Genomic DNA, 23,433 nt, shown 5'->3' on the forward strand with positions numbered 1-23,433 from the left:
GGTGTGGTGAGCGAGCGGCCGACGATTGCGAAAATTGCGGAGCAGGCCGGGGTGTCCGTGCCGACCGTGTCCAAGGTGCTGAACGGGCGGTCCGACGTGGCCGCGGCCACCCGGGCGCGGATCGAGAGCCTGATCCAGGAACACGGGTACCGGCGGCGGAGCGCGAGTACGGCGGCCGGGCCGATGATCGACCTGGTGTTCAACCAGCTCGGCGGCGAATGGGCGATGGAGCTGATCCGCGGCGTCGAGGAGGTGGCCCGGTCCGAGGGCGTCGAGCTGGTGCTGTCCGAGTGCGGCGGCGCGCTGCGGCCCCGGCAGGAGTGGATCGAGTCCGTGCTGAACCGGCGGCCGGTCGGCGTGATCATGGTGTTCTCGGACCTGGACGCCGACCAGCGCGCGCAGCTGGAGACGCGGCGGATCCCGTTCGTGGTGGTGGATCCGGTCGGTGACGTCGGGGACGACGTACCGTCGATCGGCTCGGCGAACTGGAACGGCGGGCGGATGGCGACCACGCATCTGCGGACCCTCGGGCACGAGCGGATCGGGATGATCGGCGGCCCGATCGACACGCTCTGCTCACGGCAGCGCGTGGACGGGTACACCGACGCGCTGCGCTCGACCGGGGTGGAGGTCGCGCCGGAACTGATCCGCTGGGCCGACTTCGAGGTCGGCGGCGGTTATCGCGAGGCCTTGGAACTGCTCCGCCTGCCCGACCGGCCGACCGCGATCTTCGCGGGCAGCGACATGCAGGCGCTGGGCGTGTACCAGGCGGCCCGCGAGCTCGGCCTCGACATTCCTCGCGACCTGTCGGTCGTCGGCTACGACGACCTTCCCGTCGCCCAGTGGGTCACGCCGGCGCTCACCACCGTCCACCAGCCCCTCCACCAGATGGCGGAACTGGCTGCGCGAGTGGTCCTGGACCTTTCCAAGGGCAAGACCCCCACGGCCTTGCGCCTCGACCTGGCGGTGGACATGCGCGTGCGGCAGTCCACCGGGAAAGCCGGACGGTTAGGGTGAGGACATGATCGTCGGCGTGGGTATCGATGTGGTCGACGTGGATCGGTTCATGCGGACGCTGGAGCGGACGCCGGGGTTGCGGGACCGGGTGTTCACCGAGCTGGAGGCGGTGAAGCCTCCTGCTTCGCTGGCGGCTCGGTTCGCGGCCAAGGAGGCGTTGGCGAAGGCGTTGGGGGCGCCGGCGGGGATGCACTGGCACGACGCCGAGGTGCAGACCGACGAGACCGGGCGGCCCTGGCTGGAGATCACCGGGACCGTTGCGGCGCAGGCTGCCAAGCTCGGGGTGCAGAGTCTGCACCTGTCGCTCAGCCACGACGCGGGGATCGCCTCGGCGGTCGTCGTCCTGGAAGGCTGATCCGTCGTCGTGGAGGGTTGAGCATGCGCGAGGCGCACACCGTCGAGCAGGTCCGTGCGGCCGAGGCGGAGCTGATGAGACGGCTCCCCGAGGGCACGTTGATGCAGCGGGCGGCGGCCGGCCTTGCGGTTGCTGTTGGCAACTTTCTGGGGGGTACGTACGGCGCCCGCGTGGTGCTGCTGATCGGCTCCGGGGACAACGGCGGCGACGCGCTGTACGCCGGCGCCCGGCTCGCGCGGCGCGGCGCGCAGGTCACCGCCGTACTCCTCTCCTCCAAGGCCCACCAACCCGGCCTCGCCGCCCTCCGGGCGGCCGGCGGCCGCGCGGACGTCGGGGGTGTTGGGCGGGAGGTTGAGGCTGCGATTGCCGCCGCCGATGTGGTGTTGGACGGGATTGTCGGGATTGGTGGGCGGCCGGGGCTTCGGCCGGACGCCCTCGCGGCGGTGCGGCTGGCCGAGCAGTACGGCGTACCGATCGTGGCCGTCGACACCCCGTCGGGCGTGGACGTCGACACCGGTGAGACGCCTGAGCCGCATGTCCGGGCCGCGCTGACCGTCACGTTCGGGACGCACAAGGTGTGTCATCTGGTCGATCCGGCCGCCTCCGCGTGCGGTCCGGTGCACCTGGTCGACATCGGTCTCGAGGCCCCGGCGGCCGACGTGCGGTCCCTCCAGGCCGCGGACGTCCGCGCCCTGTACCCCGTCCCGCACGGGGAGTCGGACAAGTACTCGCGCGGCGTACTCGGACTGATGGTCGGCTCGACGCAGTACCCGGGTGCCGCGGTGATCGCCGCCTCCGGCGCGCTCGCCGGTCCGGTCGGCATGGTGCGGTACGTCGGCCCCGACCCGGTCGCGCACGCCGTACTCGCCCTGCACCCGGAGATCGTCGTCGGCGAAGGCCGCGTCCAGGCGTGGGCCGTCGGATCCGGTACGTCGACCGGCAACGTCGACCTGGAACGGTTCCACCGGATCACCCAGCAGCAGGACGTCCCGGTGATCGTCGACGCCGGCGCGATCGCGGCCCTCGACCACGACCGGGCCGGACGGGTCGTCATCACCCCACACGCCGGCGAGCTGTCCCAGCTGCTCGGCGTACCGCGGGCCGAGATCGAGGCGCGCCGCCTGCACTACGCGCGGCAGGTCGCCGCGGACCGGCAACTCGTCGTACTCCTCAAGGGCGCCACGACGATCGTCGCGGCACCCGACGGGGCCGTCCTCGTCAACCCGCTCGCGAGTCCGTGGCTCGCCACCGCCGGGTCCGGCGACGTACTGGCGGGCATCTGCGGTGCGCTGCTCGCGGGCGGGCTCCCGGAGTTCGAGGCCGCGGCGGTCGCGGCGTACCTGCACGCCGCCGCCGGCACCCTCGCCGTGTCGGCCGGCCCGATCACCGCGATGTCCGTCGCGCGTGCACTCCCCGAGGCCACGCGGCTACTCCTCGGCTGATCCAGCAGGCGCTTCCTACGAGACGACGAACAACGAGGTCCAGGCCTTCGACATCCGGATCGCGTAACCGGCCGCCTCGCGGACCTCTGCGTCCGGGTGCTCCTCGGCCCGGCGCAGCAGCTCGGCGGTGGCCGGCTGGGGCGGCGCGCCGCCTGTTGCCATCAGCAACGGAACCAGGCCGTACGGATTCGTCTCGAGATCCAGCTGGTTGCGCAGCATCGGCTCGGTCCAGGTCAGCGTGTGCCGGCCGATGCTCTCGATGATCGCGGCACTGCGCGCGCGGCTGCTCGTCCGGAGGAAGAGCGCCTTGGCGCCGTGGCACTCGACCTCGATGATCTGCTCGGTCCCGGCGGCGAACACCAGGCCGAGCTCGGACCGGCCGATCCGCTCGAAGGTACTGCCGGTCGCCAGCGCGATCGCGGCCAGTAAGTCGTTGTCCAACCAGTCGTCCGGCCGAAGGACCAGACCCGTCCAGTGGCGCTCCTCACTCACTCGCGTCAGCGTAGCGCGGTGAAGTCCAACCCGCCGCCGGAGTTCCGCAGGCTGAGAACCGAGCCGTCGATCCGGTAGGTCAGCTCGCCCTTCAATCCGTTCAGGAGCAGGGATTCCAGCTTCGCGGCGTCGCCCTTGCAGGCGCGCCGGGTGGTCGCCAGTTCGCCGAACGTCAGCTTGCCGGGGGCGTTCGCGACCACGCCCTGGAACTCGTTGCACCCGGTCGAGCCGGTGACCCGGTCGCCGTTCAGCGTCAGCCACGCCTTCTCGGACCCGGCCGGATGCGACGCGGTCTGGCCGGCGACGATCGTGGACAGTGCCCACTTGGTGCCGTCCAGCGCCGCGGCGGGCTCGGCGGTCTGCTTGTCGACGAGCGAGATCGTCGTACTGTCCGTGCTGACCACGAGCTTGTCGCCGTCGAGCTTCCAGGCCGGCTTCGCACCGAGGACGCCGCCGATCCACTTGTCCGCACCGGCCGCCGGGCCGAGGCATCCCATCGCCGTGGACGTGATCTCGCTGCCGAGGGTCAAACGATTGTCCGCGGTCGACACCGAGGTCTCGGAGGAGTTGCAGCCGGCGTCCCAGGACATCCGGCCGTCAGTGGTGAACTGCAGCCGGACCTTGGTCGCCGGCGTCCGCGGCTTCCCGTTCTCCAGCACGGATGTGGACAGGAACGTGCGTCCGCTCAGGGCGGAACCGGGCGCGGGCGTGGCGTCGTTGCCGCAGGCTGTCAGCGCGAGCAGGCCGGTCGCGGCGAGAGCGATCATCCGTTTGTTCACACCCCGAGGACGCCGGTGAAGGCCTTTCCGTTGCAGGTGAATGCTTTGTAAAATTGCCGTCCGGGGTTGACATGACATGATCACGGTTCGATAACGTCAGGCGCCGTACAGAAATCTTCCTGGGGGATCGCCAGTAACAGAGGAAGGTTTGGTATGCCCACCATCCGAAGCACTCGGAGCCGATTGCTGGTCCCGGCAGTCCTGCTCGCCGTCGGCGGCCTGGTCGCAGTCCCGATCGCCGTCCACGCGTCGAAGAACTCGCCGGTCGCGACCGCGAACGCGGCGGACAGTTCGGTGACGGCGCTGCCGGGCGTCGGACGCGTCGAAACCTGTGTCCTGGACGCCGCTTCCGGTTGCACGGTCCTGCACGGCTTCGGCCAGAAGCCGGTCGCGATCACCGCGACCGCCGCCGGACCCGCGATCGTGTCGATCGACCCGAGCCGGACCACTGACAAGAGCTACCGCTTGCGCGCACTGCGCTACGACGGCACGCCGTACCGCACCGGCACCAAGCTGACCTTCACGGTCCACTACGACTTCGCCGCCGTCGCCGGTCAACCCACGACACCGGCACCGACGCCGACCACGACACCGACGAAGCCGCCGACCTCCACGCCACCGGCCTCCACGCCACCGGCTTCCACCCCGCCCAGCTCGCCCGCGACGACGCCGACGTCGACCGGGAGCCCGAGTACGACGTGTACGAACCCGTCGTTCGTGACCACGTCGACGAACAACCAGGGCGACGGCCGGGACTTCGGTGCGTACTACGTGCACAACAACATGTGGAACAACAGCAACGGCACCTACACGCTCAGCGCCTGCAACTACAACAACTGGTTCCTCGACGCGACCCAGCCGCTGCCGGGCGACCGCGGCGTGCAGGCGTACCCGAACGTCCACAAGGACTACAGCGACGTGCCGCTGACCAAAATCCAGTCCGCGCAGTTCGCGGCGACCACGCCGGCGAACTGCGGCGGCTGCATCTACGACGTCGCGTTCGACATCTGGATCGGCGACGGGCTGAACAACGAGCTGATGATCTGGACCGACAACAAGGGCCAGGAGCCGGCGGGCAAGAAGGTCGGCACCGTCACCTTCGGCGGCTTCACGTACGACGTCTGGCACGAGGACGGCTACACCGCGTACGTCTCGCAGGTCACGCAGAAGTCCGGGACGATGCCGCTGGCCGACTTCTTCAAGGACATGACCGGCCGCGGCTGGGCGCCGAAGGCGACCACCTGGCAGGTCGACTACGGCGTCGAGGTCGTGTCCACCGGGAACACCAAGCAGCGCTTCTCCTTCAACGACTTCTCGATCCAGGAGGACTGACCACACCAGGAGCCGCTTAGGGTTTCCGGTGTGACCGGACTGGTGATCTTCGACAACGACGGCGTGCTGGTGGATTCCGAGCGGCTCGCCAACACGATTCTCTCCGAGCTGCTGACCGAGGCAGGGCTGCCGTACACGTTCGAGGAGACGGTGCGGGACTTCATGGGCGGCTCGATGGAGTCCATGCGGCAGAAGACCGAGGCGCAGCTCGGGCGACCGTTGCCGGCGGACCTGGAGGACCGGTACCACCAGCGGCTGTTCGACGGGTTCGCGCACCTGCAGGCCGTACCGGGCGTCGAGGCGGTCCTCGACCACCTCGACGCCCAGGGCCTCCCGTACTGCCTGGCGTCCTCGGGCACCCATCGACGGATCCGTACGGCGCTGACCGCGGTCGGTTTCCTGGACCGGTTCGAGGGGCGGATCTTCAGCGCCGAGGACGTCGCGCACGGCAAGCCCGCGCCGGACCTGTTCCTGCACGCGGCCGCGACGCTGGAGGTGAAGCCGGCCGACTGCCTGGTGGTCGAGGACAGCCCGCTCGGCGTCGCCGCCGCGGTCGCTGCCGGGATGAAGGTCTTCGGGTACGCCGGCATGACCGACCCGGCGAAACTTGTCGATGCGGACACGGTTTTCCACAACATGACCGCCCTGCCCGGCCTGATCGACGGAGCCTGAGACACTGGGTTGACCATGTCTACTCTTCAGTCACCCCCGGTCCGCGCTGAGGCGGTCGTCGATCTGGCCGCGATCCGCCACAACGTGCGCACGCTGCGTCAGCGTGCGGCGGGCGCGCAGGTGATGTCCGTGGTGAAGGCCGACGGGTACGGGCACGGGATGGTGCCGGTCGCCCGGGCCGCTCGCGAGGCCGGAGCGGCCTGGATCGGGGCCGCGGTGCTCGAGGAAGCGCTCGGGTTGCGGGCCGCGGGTGACACCGGGCCGATCTTCTGCTGGCTGACCACCCCGGGCGAGCCGCTCGCCGACGCGATCGACGCCGGCATCGACCTGTCCGCGGGTGCTCCGTGGGAGATCGACGAGCTGGCCGCCGCGGTGCAGGACCGGCCCGCGCGGGTGCACCTGAAGATCGACACCGGGATGTCGCGCGGCGGCGCCGTACCGGAGGAGTGGCCGGCGTTGATCCGGGCCGCGCTCCGCGAGCAGGCCGCCGGGCGGATCGAGATCAAGGGCATCTGGTCGCACCTGGCGTCCTCGGACGAGCCGAAGAGCGCGGTCAACGAGACCCAGCTGGCCACGTTCACCGAGGCGATCGAGGTGGCGGAGTCGTTCGGGATCGACGCCGAGTTCAAGCACCTCGCGAACTCGGGCGCCACGCTCGCGCTGCCCGAGACGCACTTCGACCTGGTCCGGCCCGGCGTCGCGACGTACGGGCTCTCGCCGTTCGGGCACGCGCTGCCGTCGGCCGAGCTCGGGCTGCGGCCCGCGATGACGCTGCGGGCCCGGCTCGCGATGGTCAAGCGGGTGCCGGCCGGCGCGGGGGTTTCGTACGGGCTGACCTGGACCGCGCCGCGGCCGTCGACGCTCGGCCTGGTCCCGCTCGGGTACGGCGACGGGCTGCCGCGGCACGCCTCGAACGGCGGACCGGTCCAGGCCCGCGGCCACCGCCGTACGATCGTGGGCCGGATCTGCATGGACCAGTGCGTGGTGAACCTGGAGGACGACGAGGCCGAGGCGGGCGACGAGGTCGTGCTGTTCGGCCCGGGTACGTCGGGCGAGCCGACCGCGGACGACTGGGCCGACGCGGCCGGCACCATCAACTACGAGATCGTCACCCGCCTGGGCGCACGCATCCCACGCCGGTACGTCGATAGCGAAAGGTAGATCAGCATGTCCAGAGCGGGGCGGACTGCTGGTCTGATCGGGGCCGCGGTCGGAGTGCTGGCCGCGGGCGCCGCGGCCGGGGTCGCGGTCGAGCGCCAGGTGATCGGGAGACGGTCGGGCCTGCGCAAGCAGCTGGAGGCGGAGCCGTTCGGCACCCAGCGCGGGACGCCGTACATCTTCACCGCCGACGACGGCGTCGAGCTGTACGTCGAGGTCGACGAACTGAAGCGCTCCCGCCGTCCGGCCCCGCCTCCGAAGCGGAAACTCGACCTGACCGGGGCGGTGGGGCGGGGAAAGAATGTGCACAGCAAGCTGCCGGTGCCGCCGGAGGACCTGACCCTGATCTTCATCCACGGCTACGGGCTGAACCTCGACCTCTGGCACTTCGAACGCCGCGACATGGCCGGCATCGGCACGATGGTGTTCTACGACCAGCGCTCGCACGGCCGGTCGGGGAGGTCGCCGAAGGAAGGCGTCAGCATCGACCAGCTCGGCAAGGACCTGTACGGCATCGTCGAGCGGTTCGCGCCGACCGGGCCGGTGATCCTGATCGGGCACTCGATGGGCGGCATGACGATCATGGCGCTCGCCGAGCAGCACCCGGAGCTGTTCGGCGACCGGGTGATCGGCGTCGGGCTGTGCTCGACCAGCGCGGGCCGGCTGGACGAAGTGCCGATCGTGTTCCCGGGCAAGGCCGGCATGCTGGCGCGTTCGCTGGCGAACCCGACGGTGGCCGCGCTGGCCCGGATCCCGGAGATCGTCGAGCGCAGCCGGAAGGCCGGCTCGGACCTGATCTACCTGCTGACCCGCAAGTACGCGTTCGGTTCCGAGGTGCCGCCGGCGTTCACCGAGTTCGCGAACGAGATGATCGCGGCGACGCCGATCGAGGTGATCGCGGACTTCTACCCGATCTTCGCGCTGCACGACAAGTACGACGCCCTGGAGCCGCTGCAGAAGGTCGAGTGCGTGGTGATCGGCGGCGACAAGGACCAGCTGACGCCGTTCGACCACGCCGAGGAGATCGTCCGCCGGGTCCCGGGCGCGGAGCTGGTCGAGGTGAAGAACTGCGGGCACCTCGGCCTGATCGAGCACCACCGTGAGTTCACAGCGGCGCTGCTTGGGATGATCGAGCGAGCCGAACAGTCCCTGGCACCTTCCTGACCCTGCGAGATGACCCCGAGATGACCGATCTGCGCGTCCTGGACGCGACTCCCGAGCACGCCGAGGCGATCGTCGCGGTGATCCACCACGCGTTCGCCGCGCGCCGGGTGCTCGACCCGCCGTCGACCCAGCTGTCCGAGAACGTCGCCTCGGTGACCGCGGCGATCGAGCAGCACGGCGGGCTGCTGGTGCTCACCGACGGGGTGCCGGCCGGGGCGATGCTGTTCGAGCAGGTCGGCGACGTCCTGAACCTGCGCCGGGTCTCGGTCGACCCGAGGAACCAGTCCCGCGGGGTCGCGTCGGCGATGGTCGGCTGCGCCGAGGAGGTCGCCGTACGGCGTGGTCTGAGCCGGGTGAACCTGATCGCGCGGGTCGAACTGCCGGACACCGTGGAGTTCTGGCGGCGCCGCGGGTACACGGTCGTCGACCGGCAGGCGCACAACCTGATCTACGCGAAGGCCATGCCGGTCGAGTTGACGGTGCCGACCGCCGACGACATGCAGGCGATCGGCGAGGAGCTGGCCGGGCAGCTGCGCGCGGGCGACGTACTCGTGCTGTCCGGCGACCTCGGGGCCGGGAAGACCACGTTCACCCAGGGGCTCGGCGCGGGGCTGAAGGTACGGGGTGCGATCACCTCGCCGACGTTCGTGATCTCGCGGGTACATCCGTCGCTGGCCGGCGGACCGGCGCTGGTGCACGTCGACGCGTACCGGGTCGGCGGGTTCGCGGAGCTGGACGACCTCGACCTGGACGCGAGCCTGGAGGACGCGGTCACCGTGGTCGAGTGGGGCCACGGGCTGGCCGAAGGGCTCGCGCCGGACCGGCTCGACGTCGTGGTGACCCGCGGCGACGACGACACCGACGAGACCCGCTCGCTCCGGATCACGCCGGTCGGCCCGCGGTGGGCGGCGTCCGGCGTACGGGTCTCTGCACTGGAGAAGAACTGACATGTTGCTTGCCTTCGATACCTCGAGTGCCGCGGTGACCGTTGCGCTGGCGACGCCGGACGGGGAGATCGTCGCGTCGTCGACGACCGTGGACGCGTTGCGGCACGGCGAGCTGCTGGCGCCGGCGATCGCGGCCGCGCTCGAGGGTGCGGGCGTGACGCCGCGCGACCTGACCGGGATCGCGGTCGGCGTCGGGCCAGGTCCGTTCACGGGGCTGCGGGTCGGGCTGGTGACCGCGCGGACGATGGGCGAGGTCCTCGGGATCGAGGTCGCCGGCGTGTGCAGCCTCGACGTACTCGCCCGGCAGTCGGCGTTGACGTCGCCGGTCGCGGTCGCCACGGACGCGCGCCGCAAGGAGATCTACTGGGCGCTGTACGACGGTCCCGCCGCGGACGGAAGCCGCCGCCGACTGGAAGGCCCGGCCGTGGGCAAGCCGGCCGAGGTCGCACACGTCCTATCCGGCCTGCCGGTGATCGGCCGCGGCGCGGCGCTGTACGCCGAGGCGCTGGGCATCGAGCCCTCCGGCGGAGCAGGCGGCGCACCCGCCGCCGACGGCGCGGGCGGCGGTGGCGCGGGCGCGGCCGGTGGCGGGGGCCTTGCGACCACGGTCGGTGGCGTCGCCGAGTATCCGTCGGCGGAGGTGTTGGCGATCGGGGTCGTGACGCGGACGCTGGAGGTTGTGGCGCCGGAGCCGCTGTACCTGCGACGGCCCGACGTGACCATGTCCAGCGGGCCGAAGAGTGTGCTGTGAGACCTGTGATCCGGGCGGCTGTCGCCGCCGACCTGCCTGCGCTTGTGGCGCTGGACGAGGTGTGCTTCGGGGCGACCGCGTGGAGCGAGGTGGCGTGGGCGGACGAGTTCGAACGGCTGACCGAGGACCGGGTGGTGCTGGTCGCGGACAGCGGGTCGGTCGTCGGGTACGTCGTACTGCTGCTGCCGCCGGTGGTTGAGGATGTGGTCGAGGTGCTGCGGATCGCGGTGGCGCCCGGCGAGCGGCGGACGGGCATCGGCGGGCAGCTGCTGACGATCGCCCTGGAACGCTGTACGGGAAGGACCGTTCTGCTGGAAGTTGCTGCGGGCAACGAGTCGGCGATCGGGTTGTACGCCGGGTTCGGGTTCGCGCAGATCAGCCGGCGGCGCGGGTACTACCCGGGCGGCGAGGACGCGGTGATCATGCGGTGGCGGGAGGAAGCATGAAGGAAGAGCCCCTGATCCTGGGGATCGAGACGTCGTGCGACGAGACCGGGGTCGGGATCGTGCGCGGGCAGACGTTGCTCGCGGACGCGGTCGCGTCGAGCGTCGAGGAGCACGCCCGGTTCGGTGGCGTCGTACCCGAGGTGGCCAGCCGGGCGCATCTCGAGGCGATGGTGCCGACGATCCGGCGCGCGTGCGAGACCGCGGGTATCGAGCCGACCGACGTGGACGCGGTCGCGGTGACCAGCGGACCCGGTCTGGCCGGTGCGCTGCTGGTCGGCGTCGCCGCCGCGAAAGGCCTCGCGGTCTCGCTGGACAAGCCGATCTACGGCGTCAACCACCTGGCCGCGCACGTCGCCGTCGACACCTTGGAGCACGGTGACCTGCCGAAGGGTTGCGTCGCGATGCTGGTGTCGGGCGGGCATTCGTCGCTGCTCGCGGTGGAGGACATCACCGACGGCGTCGTACCGATGGGCAGCACGATCGACGACGCGGCCGGCGAGGCGTTCGACAAGGTCGCGCGGGTGCTCGGGCTGCCGTTCCCGGGCGGTCCGTGGATCGACAAGGCCGCGCGGGACGGCGACCGGCTGTACGTGACCTTCCCGCGCGGGCTGACCTCGCAGCGGGACCTCGAGCGGCACCGGTTCGACTTCTCGTTCTCCGGGTTGAAGACCGCGGTCGCGCGCTGGGTCGAGGCGAAGCGCCGCGACGGTGCGGACGTGCCGGTGAACGACGTCGCGGCGGCCTTCCAGGAGGCGGTCTGCGACGTACTGACCCGGAAGGCGATCGACGCCTGCAAGGACCGCGGGTTCGAGCACCTGCTGATCGGCGGCGGCGTCGCGGCGAACTCGCGGCTGCGGGCGATGGCGTCGGAGCGTGCCGCGGCGGCCGGGATCGCCGTCCGGGTGCCGCGCCCCGGCCTGTGCACGGACAACGGCGCGATGGTCGCCGCCCTCGGTTCCGAGCTCGTGCGTGCCGGCCGTACGCCGTCACCGCTGGACCTTCCCGCCGACTCCTCGATGCCGATCACGGAGGTACTGAACAGATGAAGTGGACCGGGCCGGACGGCTTCGAGGCCGACGACAACGCCGAGCGCATCGACCCCGCGGTCGTGCAGGGGTTCCTGAGTACGTCGTACTGGGCGACCGGGATCCCGCACGAGGTGGTGCAGCGTGCGATCGCGGGGTCGCTGAACCTCGGGGTGTACGACGCGAACGGCGCGATGGTCGGGTACGCGCGGATGGTGACGGACCGGGCCACGTTCGCGTGGCTGGCCGACGTGTTCGTGCTGGAGTCGCACCGCGGGCACGGGCTGGGGCGGTTCGTGGTGTCCACGTTGCTGGAGCATCCGGAGCTGAAGGGGCTGCGGCAGGTCCTGCTGGCGACCGCCGACGCACACGAGCTCTACCGCTCGTACGGCTTCACCGAGACGCCGGCCGGGCGGATGATGGCGATCCGCAAGGACCCGGCCGAGCTGTACGCACGGCCGTGAGACGCCCGGGTGTCGACCTCGTCCGGCACCCGGCGGGGGCGACCGAACTGGTGCTCCTGGCGCATGGTGGCGAGGAGCACTCGAAGGCCGACCCACACCTGTGGCGACCGGCGTTGCTACGGATGTGGCCGTTCACCGCGGCGGCGCGCGCAGCCGCACCGGACGCCGCGATCGGGTTCGCCCGCTACCGCTTCCGCGGCTGGAACGAGCACGGCGACCCGGCCGCCGACCTGCGCACGGTGCTCGACCAACTCCCGTTCGACCGCGTGCTGCTGATCGGCCACTCGATGGGCGGCCGCGCGGTCGTTGCCGTCGGCCACCATCCGCGGGTGGGCGGGGTGCTGGCGCTGGCGCCGTGGTTGCCGTCCGGTGAGCCGCTCGTGGCGGTCCGGCCGCCGGTCACCTTCGTGCACGGCACAGACGACACGATCACGGATCCGGCGGGTACGGCGGCGTACGCGGGACGGCTGCGGGCGGCCGGGGCGGCGGTGACGACGTACGCGCTGGCCGGCGAGGGACACGCGATGCTGAAGCGCCCGAAGGACTGGAACCGGCTGGTGGCCGAGTTCGTCCGCGGAGGAGCGACCGGCGGCGGCGACAACCACCTCCCGGCGACGGGTGCGCAGGTCGTGCCGGCGGTGGTGGGGATCGGGGTGGCACGGGTGCGGTGGCCGGTGAAGGAAAGGTTTCGGGCAGAGGCCTGGGGGTGATGCGCACCGCTTGCTCCCAGGCGAACGGTCAGCGGCCAACCGGTTCCGGTTGTCAGCCTGACCACCCCAGATGAACACCCGGTGACGGATTAGTGGCGGGTCTCCGGGGAGCGCAGCAACGGACGCAGCACCTCGCCCGCCGGCAAGTCACCCGGAGACCCGCACGCGAGATCGATCATATGTTCGAATACGGGTCGAGCGCAACCCGTACCTGGAAGGACGATCAGGCGACCGGCAGGGTGGTCGTCACCCGCCGGCAGGAGTAGGCGACCGCGTCCCGGCCGATCCGCGTGACGATCAGCGTCGCGCTCGCGGATCCCTTCGGCGCGAGCTTCTTCCGCAGCTGGGCCGGGTCCAGGTCGACGCCGCGCTTCTTGATCTCCAGCGTCCCGATGCCCTGACCGCGGACCCACGCGCGAAGCGCCTTCTCCTTGTAGGGCAGCTCTTCCAGGACTTCGTACGCCGATGCCAGCGGAGTCGGGACGTACTTCGCTGCCGTCACATAAGCGATGCGCGGATCCAGCAGCCACCCGTCGACCGCCCCGGCGACGGCGGTGACGAGACCGGCCCGGACGACCGCGCCGTCCGGCTCGTAGATGTACCGCCCGACCGGACCCGCGTCCACCTCGGGTGCGTTCGTGACGGTCGCACCGCCTGGGAGGAGAGTGGCGCGGCGCCGGACACCTGTCGACAGGCGTCCGGACCAGAGGGCGGCCTCCTTCACCTCGCCGGCGTCGCTGATCCACTCGGCCTCCACGCCGTCCGGGATCGCGTCGTGCGGGATGCCGGGAGCGACCTTCACGCACGCGGTCCGTTCCAGCAGCGCGGTCACGAACGACCAGGGCGGCGCGTAGGCGTTGTGGTCGAACACCCGCCGTCCGTCCGCGCGACGAGCCGGGTCCGCGAATACCACGTCGTACGGCGTGAGGTCGGTGGACTCGGCGTCTCCCACCAGTACGTCGCCCGCCAGGTCCAGGGCGGCCAGGTTCGCACGGGCGGTGGCGGCTGTCTCCGGGTCGCGTTCTACGCCGGTGACCCGGAGTCCGGCGCGGGCGGCGGTGATGAGGTCGCCGCCGATGCCGCAGCCCAGGTCGACCAGGCTGGCGTTGGGTACGGCGGTTGCCAGGCGTTCGGCGCGGTGGGTGGCGACGGTGGTGCGGGTGGCTTGTTCCAGGCCGTCCGGGGTGAAGTACATGCGGCCGGCGTCAGGGCCGAACTTGGCGACGGCGCGGTGGCGCAGCGCGGCTTGGGTGACGGCGCTTGTGACCAGCGTGGCGTCGTACCGGCGTCTGAGCTTTTCCACCAGCTGCAGCTCGCTGCCAGGGCGGAAGTCGGCGCACGCGGCAGCCAGTACCTCGGCGCCCGGTCCGTCGAGCAACGCAGTGACAGTCACCCCGGCAACTCTAGAGGGGGCTGGAACAGGTCCTGCTCCAGCTGTGGGTCGCCATCGAGTAGAGCCGCCACTTCATGGCAGAACGCGTCTTTGGGCCGTAGACGCCGTCCGCCGTCAGGTGGTGCTTGGTCTGGACGGTTTTGACCGCGGCCCGGGTCTTGCTGCCGTAGATGCCGTCGACGGCGAGCTTGGTGCCGTAGCAGAAGTTCAGGTTGCGCTGGAGGATCAAGATCGCGGTCTCCGGATCACCTGTCCGATTCGCGCCGCGGTGCGGGTTGTCGCCGTACATGAGGGTGCAGTCGGTGCTGGTGCTGTCCAGCAGCGACGGCATGGGGATGCCCCAACCGCGGTTGACCGGCGCCAGTCGGGCGGACGTGCACTGCGGCAACGCGGCTGCCGCGCCCGGCTCGGCGGTGGGCTGCTGGGTCCGGGGAGCGGGGGTGGGCGCGCCGGACGCCGCGGGGGAGTGGTGCTTCGAGGCGTTGGCCGCGACGGCTCCGACGGCGACCGCACCGACCGCTGCCAGCAGGGCGACGGTCTTGCCGGACAGCTTGGGGAGCCGCATAGCAACATTCTGTACTGGGGCGGTCACGCGGGCCAGTACGTCTCAGGGTGAGATTCCTTTGGCACTCGAGTTGACCGAGTGCTAATCGCGGCCTAGATTCGGTGTTGGCACTCTCCGTGGGAGGGTGCCAGCGGTCCGGCCTCTGACCCCCGCGACGGCAGGGGAGCGCGACCACATGCCACAGACAAGCGAAATCGACCGTGGAGGTCAGCAAGTGTCGGTCACGATCAAGCCGCTCGAGGACCGTGTCCTCGTCGCGCCGCTCGAAGCCGAGCAGACCACGAAGTCCGGCCTGGTGATCCCGGACACCGCCAAGGAGAAGCCGCAGGAGGGCGAGATCCTCGCCGTCGGCCCGGGCCGGATCGACGACAACGGCAACCGCGTCCCGCTGGACGTCGCCGTCGGCGACAAGGTCATCTACTCCAAGTACGGCGGCACCGAGGTCAAGTACGACGGCCAGGACTACCTGATCCTGGGCGCCCGCGACATCCTCGCAGTCGTCAGCAAGTGACGACCGCCCGCTGTTCCTGACTGACACCGCCCCGGCTACCTCTGGTACCCGGGGCGGAGTGGGTCAGGGCAGCGGGAATCGCCGTACGGACATTTCAGAAAAGGACTGGTTTTCTTCATGCCGAAGATCCTCGAGTTCGACGAGAATGCCCGGCGCGCGCTGGAGCGCGGCGTCGACAAGCTCGCGAACACGGTCAAGGTGACGCTGGGGCCGAAGGGCCGCTACGTCGTCCTGGACAAGAAGTGGGGCGCCCCGACCATCACCAACGACGGTGTCACCGTCGCCCGTGAGGTCGAGCTGGACGACCCGTTCGAGAACCTTGGTGCGCAGCTCACCAAGGAGGTCGCCACCAAGACCAACGACATCGCCGGTGACGGCACCACCACCGCGACGGTGCTGGCGCAGGCGCTGGTGCACGAGGGCCTCCGGGCGGTCGCCGCGGGCGCCAACCCGATGGGTCTGAAGCGCGGTATCGAGGCGGCCGTCGAGGCCATCTCCGCCAAGCTGGTGGACACCGCGAAGCCGGTCGACGACAAGGGTGACATGGCCCACGTCGCGACCATCTCCGCCCGCGACGCCGAGATCGGCGCGCTGATCGCGGACGCGTTCGACAAGGTCGGCAAGGACGGTGTGATCACCGTCGAGGAGTCGAACACCTTCGGGACCGAGCTCGAGTTCACCGAGGGCATGCAGTTCGACAAGGGCTACATCTCGCCGTACTTCATCACCGACGCCGAGGCCGGCGAAGCGGTGCTGGAGGACCCGTACATCCTGATCCACCAGGGCAAGATCTCCGCGATCGCGGACCTGCTGCCGCTGCTGGAGAAGGTCGTGCAGTCCGGCAAGACGCTGCTGATCATCGCCGAGGACGTCGAGGCCGAGGCGCTGTCGACCCTGGTGGTCAACAAGATCCGCGGCAACTTCACCTCGGTCGCCGTCAAGGCGCCGGGCTTCGGTGACCGCCGCAAGGCGATGCTGGAGGACCTGGCCGCGCTCACCGGCGCGCAGGTCGTCGCCCCGGAGGTCGGGCTGAAGCTCGACCAGGTCGGCCTCGAGGTGCTCGGTTCGGCGCGCCGGATCGTGGTCTCGAAGGACAACACGACCGTTGTCGAGGGTTCCGGCAAGGCCGAGGACATCGAGGGCCGGGTCAGCCAGATCAAGTCCGAGATCGAGCGCACCGACTCCGACTGGGACCGCGAGAAGCTGCAGGAGCGGCTGGCCAAGCTGGCCGGCGGCGTCTGCGTGATCAAGGTCGGCGCGGCCACCGAGGTCGAGCTGAAGGAGAAGAAGCACCGGATCGAGGACGCGGTGTCCGCGACCCGGGCCGCGATCGAGGAGGGCATCGTCGCCGGCGGCGGCTCCGCTCTCGTGCACGCGTCCACCGTGCTGGACAAGGACCTCGAGCTCGACGGTGACGAGGCCACCGGCGTCCGGATCGTCCGCAAGGCGGTCGTCGAGCCGCTGCGCTGGATCGCCGAGAACGGCGGCTACGAGGGCTACGTGGTGACCTCCAAGGTCGCGGAGCTCGACTCCGGCAGCGGCTTCAACGCCGCCACCGGCGAGTACGGCGACCTGCTGGCGCAGGGCGTCCTGGACCCGGTCAAGGTGACCCGGTCCGCGCTCGCCAACGCCGGCTCGATCGCCGCGCTCCTGCTGACCACCGAGACCCTGGTGGTCGACAAGCCCGAGGAAGAGGAAGCCCCCGCGGCCGGTCACGGCCACGGTCACGGCCACTGATCCTCAGGTCGTAGTTCGACAGCACAGCACACACAGCACCGCCCGGCAGCCTCGGTTGCCGGGCGGTGCTGCCGTGTCCGGCCCCCGCCCGCCCCGTCCCGCCGGTCGCCCGTCCCGTCCCGCCTCTGGGGTCGGGCGACAAGCGGTGGTGGCTGAAGACAGGGAATAGCTTGTCGCGCGACACCGGGACCTGTCGTCACTCCCGGTTTCGGGGTGCGCACCGGGGTCTGGTGGGATGGGCGGGTGTTGATTCGGGAGCGGCGTGACGAGGATCTGCCGGTGTGTGTTGGGTTGTTGCGGGCTGTGCACGAGCGCGCTGGGTACCCGGTCAACTGGCCGGCCGATCCGGCAGGCTGGTTGACGCCGGAGGCGGCGCTCGGGGTCTGGGTGGCCGTCGACGACGGGCGGGTCGTGGGGCATGTGGCGCTGACGGCAGTGGGAGAGCGGGCCGAGGTGGAGCGGCTGTTCGTGGATCCGGGAGTGACCCGCCGGGGCATCGGGCGGCAACTACTGGACCACTGCGTCCAGGCGGCCGCCGAGCTCGGCCGGGAGCTGTCGCTGGAGGTCGTGGACAACCGCGGCGCCGCCGAACGCCTGTACCGCCGGGCCGGCTGGACCGAGACCGGCCGGACCCCGATCGACTGGGGCGGCGACCACGCCACCGAACTGATCCGCTTCCGCGCACCCGTCCTCGACTGACCGGGAACCGGATCGCGGGCATCGGGCAGAAGCAGGTATGCAGCCACCGCGAGCCACCACCCACCCGCCGCCGGACCTCGCGCCCGGCCCACCGGCCGATGCCGAACTCGTCCGGGCCGCCCGGCCCGAGGAGTTCGCCCACCTGTTCGACCGGTACGCCGTCACCATCCACCGCTACATCGCCCGCCGGCTCGGCCGGACCGAGGCCGACGACCTGCTCGGGCAGACCTTCCTGATCGCGTTCGAGCGCCGGCACCGGTACGCCGGTACCGCGGACGGCGCGCTGCCCTGGCTGTACGGCATCGCGACCAACCTGATCCGGCGCCGCCGGCGGGACGAGGTACGCCAGTACCGGGCGTACTCGCGGGCCGGCGACGACCGGCACCCGGACCTGCTCGCCACCGACGTGGCGGCCCGGGTGGACGCGGCGTCAGCGTCCCGCCTGCTGACCGGCGTACTCGCCCGGCTGCGGCCGGCCGAACGCGACGTACTGCTGCTCTACGCCTGGGAAGACCTGTCCTACGCCGAGATCGCGCTGGCGCTGGACCTGCCGATCGGCACCGTCCGCTCCCGCCTGCACCGAGCCCGTCGAGCCCTTCGCTCCGCGCTCGGACCCGACTTCGAGGAGAACCCGTCATGACCGAGATCGACCTGCTGAAACGCGTCCGCGACGACGTCCCGGACCCCGACCCGTACGTCCTGGCCCGCACCCGCCGCCTGCTCACCGCGCCCGAACCGGCCAAGCCTCGCCGGGCCGTACCGCCGCGGGTCCTGGTCGCCAGTGGGCTGGCGCTCACGCTGGCCGGCGGTTTCCTGATCGCCGACGTGGTCACCCGCAACCACGCCGCACCGCTCGGCGCCACCGCCGACGCCGGCACCTTCCTGAGCGACGCGGCCGCCCGGATCGGCTCGAACCCGGACACGCCGATCCCGCCCGGGCACTTCCGCCAGATCACCGTGCAGTCCTCGACGATCGACACCTTCACCGCGAACCCAGACCTCCGGGCGACGGTCTTCAGCCGCGGTGACAAGTGGATCCCGGCCACGCCCACGGCGCGGTACGTGCAGCAGGGCACGAAGCTCGTCCGGGTCGAGTTCCCGAGCGCGGCCGCCCGTACAGCGGCGCGGAAGCTGGCGCCCGAACTGTTCGCCACGCCCGGCCGGACGACGACCGGCTACGCGATCTGCAGCGACCCGGTCGGGGCGTTGAACCAGTCCAGCACCCGGTGCGCGGCCAGTTGGACGACGCCGACACCGGACTTCCTGGCCAAGCTCCCGCGTGATCCCGACGCGCTGCTCGCCGCGCTCCGCGCGGACACCACCGGGGTCGGCCACCCGTCGCCGCCGGATTTCCGGGCCTTCCTGCACCTGTCCACGGTCCTGGGCTCCGGGCTGGTGCCGGCCGACCTGCGGGCCGCGCTGTACCGGGCCGGCGCCAAGATCCCCGGCGTGCAACTGCTGGACGACGTGGTCACGCTGGACGGCCGGCACGGCCGCGCGATCGGCTTCACCGACCAGGACATCCGCAAGGAGCTGATCATCTCCCCGGCGAACGGAGCGTTCCTCGGTGGACAGGATGTGATCGTCCCCGGCCACCACGCTCCCGGGCTCCGGACCGGCGACGTGCTCTCGGCGTACGCCGTCAGCACCCGCATTACCGCGACGCAGCCCGCGGTGAGGTAGCTAACCGGCCAGTAGTGACAGATTGTGATCAAAACAAGGGCTTGACCTTGACTTGACACTAGGCAACCGGAGACGAGGGCCGTACCATCTTTCAGGCTGACCGGTCTGGAAATCACGAGGGGGCGAGGGGTGACAGAGGTCAAAGTGCCTGACACCCACGACCGGGTCGAGCTCAGGGATCTTGCCGCGCTGGCCGGCGACGGGGACCGTACAGCTCTCAATGACCTGCTCACCAGGGTGCGCGCTGTGGCGCACCGTTACGTACGGTCCCGCCTGTGGACCTATCCGGGCGGCGCCGACATGGTCGACGACGTCGCTCAAGAGGTATGTGTCGCGGTGTTCGGCGCGCTGAGCCGGTACCGCGACGAGGGGAGGCCTTTCGAGGCTTTCGTCTACGGGATCGCGGCCCGCAAGGTCGCCGATGCCCAGCGTGCGTTCGCGGTCGCCGACGTCTCGACGCCGGACCTGCCGGACGGCGCGGACGAGTCACCGACGCCGGAGGAGCGTGCGGTTCGGCAGTCCGAGGTCCAGCATGCCTGGGGGCTGATGGAGAAGCTGCCGGAGAAGCTGCGCGAGATTCTGCGCCTGCGCGTCGTTGCGGGGATGTCAGCCGAGGAGACCGGCCGGGCACTGGGGATGACACCGGGGGCGGTGAGGGTCGCACAGCATCGGGCGTTGATCACGCTCAGGGGGTTCGTGGGGCATGAAGCACAGTTGGAACGAGCAGCAGCAGGGGAGGGGCATCATGGCTGACCGTTTCGATCTCGACGCGATTGAGGCCGATGACGCACTGCTCGATCTGCTGGCTGCCGGTGGGGAGTCCGCCCGTCTGGCGGGTGAGCACGACCCGGCCGTCGCCTTGCTGGCCGAGCTGCGGCTGGCGGTGGAGGTCGAGGACGAGCTCCCGGTGGAGACCATCGACGATCCGGAGACCTTCCTGGCGCGTTGCGCCGCGCTGAACCCGATCACCGACCCGTTCGCCCGCAAGGTGGCGACCCGCGGTCTGGCGTTCGGCGTCGCCGCGGTCGCCGCGCTCTCGGTGTCCGGGGTGGCCGCCGCGGTCACCGGGGACCCGTTGTCGCCGTACGAGAAGGTCATCGAGAAGATGGTCGACGCGGTCCGCCCGCAGACCAGCTTCCCGAAGCAGGACCTGAACGGTCTGCCGGTGATGGACCGGCAGAAGATCGTCAAGGTCGGCAAGGACTACCAGATCCAGGCGAAGGCCGAGCACGCCGGCTCGAACCGGAGCGGCGACGACTCCGGCACCGACCAGCCGCAGGCGCGGACCGACGTCAACACGCCGCCGTCGGTGCCGCCGCAGCTCCCCGACAACAAGGTCGAGGTCAAGCCGCTGCCGCCGCAGGACCTGGTCACCGACCAGAACGGCATCAAGACCACGCCGGAGCCGTCCGGGACCAAGACGACGCTGCCGTCGGACAACAAGACCGACACGCCGACCAGCGAGCCGACCGGTACGCCGACGGACACCACGACCGACCAGCCGACCGATCCGTCCACGCCGCCGCCGACCGACACCACCGGTACGCCGACGCCGACCCCGACGGACACCACCACGACACCGCCGGCGAACGTGGACAACGGATCCACCGGAACCGGGACCGGGACCGGCGGCACCGGGACGACCGACGGCGGTTCGTCGGCCGACCCGACCACCGCGCCGACCGGCGACCCCGGCACGGGCCAGCCCGCCGCCGGCACCGGCGACACCGGCACCTCCACGCCACCGGCAGGTGACACCGGCGGGACCGGCAGCACCGGAAGCACCGGAACCGGCTCCACCGGCACGGGTTCGACCGGAACTGGCTCGACCGAGACGGGTTCGACTGGAACCGGTTCGACCGGGACGGGTTCGACTGGCTCCGGCTCGACCGGGACTGGTTCGACCGGGACGGGCGGGACCGGGACGACTACGCCGGGTGACGGTGCCGGCGTGATCCCGAACGCGATCCAGGACCTGCTCGACCTGACGCTCGGCGCGGTGCCCGTCGACGTACTGCCGATGCCGGCCGGCCTGACGCCGGCAGACCCCACGACGGCCGCCACCAAGCCCGCGGCAACGCCCGCGAAGCCGACGGCGTCCACCGCGAAGCCCGCAACCCCCACCGCGAAGCCGACGGCGACCACGGCGAAACCCACGACGAGCACCACGACGGCCAGGTCCGGCACGTCGGGGAAGTCGGCGCGGTCCGAGCACGGTAAGGCCGCGAAGCACTCCAGTGGCAAGGTGAACACCGGTTCGGTGAAGAAGGCGTACGCCAAGGGCAAGCACTCCACTGGCCACTACCCGGAGGGCAAGCACGCCGCGATCTCCCGCACCCACGGTGCGACCGACGACTCGAGCCTGCTGCAGATCCTCGGCATCATCAACGTGCCGACCGAGCGGCCGGACAAGCACAAGTAAGGACAAGCGACACCTGGTCACCGCCCGCCGCGCCTCCGTGGCGGGCGGTCGCCTGTGGACGGCGGATTCGGGGCCTGCCGACGGCGCGGATAGGATGGGGTTCCGTTCTCGCCGTACAAAGGTGCACGTTTTCCCCATGGACATCACCCCCGCTGGAGTTCCCGACAAGTTCGCCGTCCTCGGCCTCACCTTCGACGACGTACTGCTGCAGCCGAACGAGTCCGACGTCATCCCGTCCGAGGCGGTCACCCGGTCCCGGGTCAGCCGCAACGTCTGGGTGAACATCCCGCTGGTGTCCAGCGCGATGGACACCGTCACCGAGGCCCGGATGGCGATCGCCATGGCCCGGCAGGGCGGCCTCGGCGTCCTGCACCGCAACCTCTCGATCGAGGACCAGGCCCAGCAGGTCGACCTGGTCAAGCGCTCCGAGTCCGGGATGATCGCGCAGCCGATCACGATCGGCCCGGAGGCGAGCATCGGCGAGGCCGACGCGCTCTGCGCGCAGTACCGGATCTCCGGCGTCCCGGTGGTGGACGACGCGGGCGTCCTGGTCGGCATCGTCACCAACCGCGACATGCGCTTCGAGACCGACCTGTCCCGGCCGGTCCGCGAGGTGATGACCAGGCAGCCGCTGATCACCGGCCGGCAGGGGATCGCCGCCGACGACGCGATGGCGCTGCTCAGCAAGCACAAGGTGGAGAAGCTGCCGCTGGTGGACGACGCCGGCAAGCTCACCGGCCTGATCACGCTGAAGGACTTCGTCAAGCGCGACAAGTTCCCGCTGTCCACCAAGGACGCCTCCGGCCGGCTGATGGTCGGCGCCGCGATCGGCTTCTTCGGTGAGGCGTACAAGCGCGCCATGACGCTGGTCGAGGCCGGCGTCGACGTGCTGGTCGTGGACACCGCGCACGGGCACTCGAAGGCGCAGATCGAGATCATCCGCAAGCTCAAGGCCGACCCGGCGACCCGCGGCGTGGACGTCGTCGGCGGCAACGTCGGCACCCGGCAGGGCGCGCAGGCGCTGGTCGACGCGGGCGCGGACGGCGTCAAGGTCGGCGTCGGGCCGGGCTCGATCTGTACCACCCGGGTCGTCTCCGGTGTCGGCGTGCCGCAGGTGACCGCGATCTACGAGGCGTCGCTGGCCTGCAAGCCGGCCGATGTCCCGGTGATCGGCGACGGCGGCCTGCAGTACTCCGGCGACATCGCGAAGGCGCTCGTCGCGGGTGCGGACACGGTCATGCTGGGTTCGCTGCTGGCCGGTTGCGAGGAGTCGCCGGGCGACCTGGTGTTCATCAACGGCAAGCAGTTCAAGGCGTACCGCGGGATGGGTTCGCTCGGCGCGATGTCGTCGTCCGGCGGCCTCCGCAAGTCGTACTCGAAGGACCGCTACTTCCAGCACGACGGCTCCTCCGACGAGAAGCTGATCGCCGAGGGCGTCGAGGGCCAGGTGCCGTACCGGGGCCCGCTGTCCGCGGTCGCGCACCAGCTGATCGGCGGCCTCCGCCAGTCGATGTGGTACACCGGCGCCCGGACGGTCCCGGAGCTGCAGGAGAACGGCCGCTTCGTCCGGATCACCTCGGCCGGCCTGCAGGAGTCCCACCCGCACGACATCCAGATGACAGTCGAGGCCCCGAACTACTCCGGCCGCTGACCGCCTGACGTAAGGAAA

The 23,433-nt window shown here is 70.9% G+C and carries 25 protein-coding genes; 21 read left to right on the forward strand and 4 right to left on the reverse strand.

Annotated elements, in window-relative coordinates:
• Window positions 1–6: 6 nt before the first annotated feature.
• The 3 genes from ACQHIV_RS36240 to ACQHIV_RS36250 are packed head-to-tail and all read left to right on the forward strand — an operon-like array spanning window position 7 to window position 2,814.
• Window positions 7–1,017: a LacI family DNA-binding transcriptional regulator gene (locus ACQHIV_RS36240; RefSeq protein ID WP_427888836.1), complete on the forward strand. Its 1,011-nt coding sequence runs from the start codon at window positions 7–9 to the stop codon at window positions 1,015–1,017.
• A gap of 4 nt (window positions 1,018–1,021) precedes the next feature.
• Window positions 1,022–1,372, forward strand: coding sequence for a holo-ACP synthase (locus ACQHIV_RS36245; RefSeq protein ID WP_427888837.1), 351 nt, complete (start codon window positions 1,022–1,024; stop codon window positions 1,370–1,372).
• 23 nt (window positions 1,373–1,395) lie between these two features.
• Window positions 1,396–2,814, forward strand: coding sequence for an NAD(P)H-hydrate dehydratase (locus ACQHIV_RS36250; protein ID WP_427888838.1), 1,419 nt, complete (start codon window positions 1,396–1,398; stop codon window positions 2,812–2,814).
• A 15-nt stretch (window positions 2,815–2,829) separates the two neighbouring features.
• Here ACQHIV_RS36250 and ACQHIV_RS36255 read toward each other — a convergent pair whose 3' ends face one another.
• Together ACQHIV_RS36255 and ACQHIV_RS36260 are read right to left on the reverse strand one after the other, a co-directional pair.
• Window positions 2,830–3,306 (reverse strand): hypothetical protein, encoded by a 477-nt coding sequence (locus tag ACQHIV_RS36255; RefSeq protein WP_427888839.1) that lies wholly within the window; start codon window positions 3,304–3,306, stop codon window positions 2,830–2,832.
• A 5-nt stretch (window positions 3,307–3,311) separates the two neighbouring features.
• On the reverse strand, window positions 3,312–4,073 hold the full coding sequence (locus tag ACQHIV_RS36260) for an META domain-containing protein (protein WP_427888840.1): 762 nt from the start codon (window positions 4,071–4,073) through the stop codon (window positions 3,312–3,314).
• Window positions 4,074–4,238: 165 nt separating this feature from the next.
• Here ACQHIV_RS36260 and ACQHIV_RS36265 point away from each other — a divergent pair, with 165 nt between their 5' ends.
• The 10 genes from ACQHIV_RS36265 to ACQHIV_RS36310 are packed head-to-tail and all read left to right on the forward strand — an operon-like array spanning window position 4,239 to window position 12,754.
• Window positions 4,239–5,417 carry a GH12 family glycosyl hydrolase domain-containing protein gene (locus ACQHIV_RS36265; protein WP_427888841.1) on the forward strand — a complete coding sequence of 393 codons (1,179 nt, stop codon included), beginning with the start codon at window positions 4,239–4,241 and terminating at the stop codon, window positions 5,415–5,417.
• Between the two features lie 30 nt (window positions 5,418–5,447).
• On the forward strand, window positions 5,448–6,089 hold the full coding sequence (locus tag ACQHIV_RS36270) for an HAD family hydrolase (protein ID WP_427888842.1): 642 nt from the start codon (window positions 5,448–5,450) through the stop codon (window positions 6,087–6,089).
• A 15-nt stretch (window positions 6,090–6,104) separates the two neighbouring features.
• Window positions 6,105–7,250, forward strand: coding sequence for an alanine racemase (alr, locus tag ACQHIV_RS36275; RefSeq protein WP_427888843.1), 1,146 nt, complete (start codon window positions 6,105–6,107; stop codon window positions 7,248–7,250).
• A gap of 6 nt (window positions 7,251–7,256) precedes the next feature.
• A complete protein-coding gene (locus ACQHIV_RS36280) occupies window positions 7,257–8,411 on the forward strand; it encodes an alpha/beta fold hydrolase (protein ID WP_427888844.1) in 1,155 nt (384 codons plus the stop codon).
• A 20-nt stretch (window positions 8,412–8,431) separates the two neighbouring features.
• Complete coding sequence (tsaE, locus tag ACQHIV_RS36285; RefSeq protein WP_427888845.1) at window positions 8,432–9,358, forward strand: tRNA (adenosine(37)-N6)-threonylcarbamoyltransferase complex ATPase subunit type 1 TsaE; 927 nt, start codon at window positions 8,432–8,434, stop codon at window positions 9,356–9,358.
• Window position 9,359: 1 nt separating this feature from the next.
• Entirely contained in the window at window positions 9,360–10,109 is a 750-nt protein-coding gene (gene tsaB, locus ACQHIV_RS36290; RefSeq protein ID WP_427888846.1) for a tRNA (adenosine(37)-N6)-threonylcarbamoyltransferase complex dimerization subunit type 1 TsaB, read from the forward strand.
• Window positions 10,106–10,555 carry a GNAT family N-acetyltransferase gene (locus tag ACQHIV_RS36295; protein ID WP_427888847.1) on the forward strand — a complete coding sequence of 150 codons (450 nt, stop codon included), beginning with the start codon at window positions 10,106–10,108 and terminating at the stop codon, window positions 10,553–10,555. Before tsaB ends, ACQHIV_RS36295 begins: the two co-directional genes overlap by 4 nt.
• The gene (gene tsaD, locus ACQHIV_RS36300; protein ID WP_427888848.1) at window positions 10,552–11,601 is read left to right on the forward strand and encodes a tRNA (adenosine(37)-N6)-threonylcarbamoyltransferase complex transferase subunit TsaD; all 1,050 of its coding nucleotides are present in this window, start codon (window positions 10,552–10,554) and stop codon (window positions 11,599–11,601) included. Before ACQHIV_RS36295 ends, tsaD begins: the two co-directional genes overlap by 4 nt.
• Window positions 11,598–12,044 carry a GNAT family N-acetyltransferase gene (locus ACQHIV_RS36305; protein WP_427888849.1) on the forward strand — a complete coding sequence of 149 codons (447 nt, stop codon included), beginning with the start codon at window positions 11,598–11,600 and terminating at the stop codon, window positions 12,042–12,044. The genes tsaD and ACQHIV_RS36305 overlap by 4 nt, the downstream gene beginning before the upstream one ends.
• Window positions 12,041–12,754: an alpha/beta hydrolase gene (locus ACQHIV_RS36310; protein WP_427888850.1), complete on the forward strand. Its 714-nt coding sequence runs from the start codon at window positions 12,041–12,043 to the stop codon at window positions 12,752–12,754. Before ACQHIV_RS36305 ends, ACQHIV_RS36310 begins: the two co-directional genes overlap by 4 nt.
• Window positions 12,755–12,977: 223 nt before the next feature.
• On the opposite strand, the gene ACQHIV_RS36315 is transcribed toward ACQHIV_RS36310, so the two are convergent.
• Both ACQHIV_RS36315 and ACQHIV_RS36320 read right to left on the reverse strand, forming a co-directional pair.
• Window positions 12,978–14,147 carry a class I SAM-dependent methyltransferase gene (locus tag ACQHIV_RS36315; protein ID WP_427888851.1) on the reverse strand — a complete coding sequence of 390 codons (1,170 nt, stop codon included), beginning with the start codon at window positions 14,145–14,147 and terminating at the stop codon, window positions 12,978–12,980.
• 10 nt (window positions 14,148–14,157) lie between these two features.
• The gene (locus tag ACQHIV_RS36320; protein WP_427888852.1) at window positions 14,158–14,712 is read right to left on the reverse strand and encodes a peptidoglycan-binding domain-containing protein; all 555 of its coding nucleotides are present in this window, start codon (window positions 14,710–14,712) and stop codon (window positions 14,158–14,160) included.
• Window positions 14,713–14,926: 214 nt separating this feature from the next.
• Here ACQHIV_RS36320 and groES point away from each other — a divergent pair, with 214 nt between their 5' ends.
• The 8 genes from groES (at window position 14,927) to guaB (ending at window position 23,415) form a co-directional block, all read left to right on the forward strand.
• Entirely contained in the window at window positions 14,927–15,223 is a 297-nt protein-coding gene (gene groES / locus ACQHIV_RS36325) for a co-chaperone GroES (protein ID WP_130384566.1), read from the forward strand.
• A 117-nt stretch (window positions 15,224–15,340) separates the two neighbouring features.
• Window positions 15,341–16,960 carry a chaperonin GroEL gene (groL, locus tag ACQHIV_RS36330; protein WP_427888853.1) on the forward strand — a complete coding sequence of 540 codons (1,620 nt, stop codon included), beginning with the start codon at window positions 15,341–15,343 and terminating at the stop codon, window positions 16,958–16,960.
• A 243-nt stretch (window positions 16,961–17,203) separates the two neighbouring features.
• The gene (locus ACQHIV_RS36335) at window positions 17,204–17,659 is read left to right on the forward strand and encodes an N-acetyltransferase family protein (RefSeq protein ID WP_427888854.1); all 456 of its coding nucleotides are present in this window, start codon (window positions 17,204–17,206) and stop codon (window positions 17,657–17,659) included.
• Between the two features lie 37 nt (window positions 17,660–17,696).
• Window positions 17,697–18,299 carry an RNA polymerase sigma factor gene (locus tag ACQHIV_RS36340; protein ID WP_427888855.1) on the forward strand — a complete coding sequence of 201 codons (603 nt, stop codon included), beginning with the start codon at window positions 17,697–17,699 and terminating at the stop codon, window positions 18,297–18,299.
• Entirely contained in the window at window positions 18,296–19,342 is a 1,047-nt protein-coding gene (locus tag ACQHIV_RS36345) for a CU044_5270 family protein (protein WP_427888856.1), read from the forward strand. The genes ACQHIV_RS36340 and ACQHIV_RS36345 overlap by 4 nt, the downstream gene beginning before the upstream one ends.
• 129 nt (window positions 19,343–19,471) lie before the next feature.
• Window positions 19,472–20,095 carry an RNA polymerase sigma factor ShbA gene (shbA, locus tag ACQHIV_RS36350; RefSeq protein WP_427888857.1) on the forward strand — a complete coding sequence of 208 codons (624 nt, stop codon included), beginning with the start codon at window positions 19,472–19,474 and terminating at the stop codon, window positions 20,093–20,095.
• Window positions 20,088–21,764 (forward strand): hypothetical protein, encoded by a 1,677-nt coding sequence (locus ACQHIV_RS36355; protein ID WP_427888858.1) that lies wholly within the window; start codon window positions 20,088–20,090, stop codon window positions 21,762–21,764. The genes shbA and ACQHIV_RS36355 overlap by 8 nt, the downstream gene beginning before the upstream one ends.
• 136 nt (window positions 21,765–21,900) lie before the next feature.
• Window positions 21,901–23,415, forward strand: coding sequence for an IMP dehydrogenase (guaB, locus tag ACQHIV_RS36360; protein ID WP_427888859.1), 1,515 nt, complete (start codon window positions 21,901–21,903; stop codon window positions 23,413–23,415).
• The last annotated feature ends 18 nt before the right edge of the window (window positions 23,416–23,433 follow it).

Source organism: Kribbella polygonati (assembly GCF_050320105.1).
In the GTDB taxonomy this organism is placed as follows: domain Bacteria; phylum Actinomycetota; class Actinomycetes; order Propionibacteriales; family Kribbellaceae; genus Kribbella.